Here is a 980-nt window from a genome sequence, read left to right on the forward strand (position 1 = left end):
TCGATAAATCACATACGGCCACATACCAAAGCGATTTAGCCAAGCAAGGAAAAAGTGAATGGCAGCAAGTGCAGTAATAAAAGCGGTAAAGGTGCCAATGGCAAAAACCAGCCAATCAATACTGGCGGCATCAGTACTAATTACTTCCAGCAATTTAACGCTGGCTGCTAAAAAGGTGATAGGTATCGCCAGTAGGAATGAAAAGCGCGACGCAGCTTGCCGGGTTAAACCCAGCAGCAAACCTGCTGTGATGGTTGCACCAGAGCGTGAAGTGCCGGGGATCAGAGAAACGGCCTGCGTTAACCCCACCAGCAGCGCGTCTTTCAGTGTCAATGTTGACAAATCGCGTTCAGCCTTAGCCGTAACATCGGCAAAACCAAGCAGAATACCAAATACTAAGGTAGTAACAAAAATAACGGCCACCGAGCGCAGGTGGGTATCAATTAAATCCAGTAGTAGTAAACCAGCGATGCAGGCCGGAATGGTGCCCAGCACAACGGCAAGCGCCAGAGGGCTTTGTCCGACATGTTGGCGCCGCGCAAGTGCTGCCAGGCTATCTGTTGTTAAGTTGAACACATCGCGGCGAAAGTACAGCAGCACCGCCAAAAGGGTGCCCATATGCACAGCTAAATCAAATGCCAACCCTTGATCGACTTGGCCTGTAACCAAAGGTGCCAGAATAAGGTGGGCAGAGCTGGAAATCGGCAAAAACTCGGTAATACCCTGTAAAATGCCAAGAAAAATAGCGTAAAGTGCACTCATATCGCGTTAAAGTTCCGTTTTATCAGCAAACTAGATCGGCAAAAATCGCAGCAGTTTAACATAAACGCCGTTTTTAGGTTCAAGGGGGCTAAAATGTTTTCGCATGCACTGATATTGTCTGTTGGTGATGTAATCGGAATTTGTTCGCTTCAGAAAATCGTTCCGGAACCTTCCTTTAAAATTACATACTAATGTAGATCTGAGGTATCCCCAGAAAT

Annotated in this window: 1 protein-coding gene; it reads right to left on the reverse strand. The window is 47.0% G+C overall.

Going from position 1 to position 980, the window contains the following annotated elements; translation table 11 throughout:
• A partial coding sequence (locus tag AAY72_RS14095; protein ID WP_057788362.1) for an undecaprenyl-diphosphate phosphatase occupies window positions 1-762 on the reverse strand: 762 nt, incomplete at its 3' end.
• Window positions 763-980: the final 218 nt, after the last annotated feature.

Source organism: Alishewanella sp. WH16-1, assembly GCF_001441695.1.
Classification (GTDB): Bacteria; Pseudomonadota; Gammaproteobacteria; order Enterobacterales; family Alteromonadaceae; genus Alishewanella; species Alishewanella agri.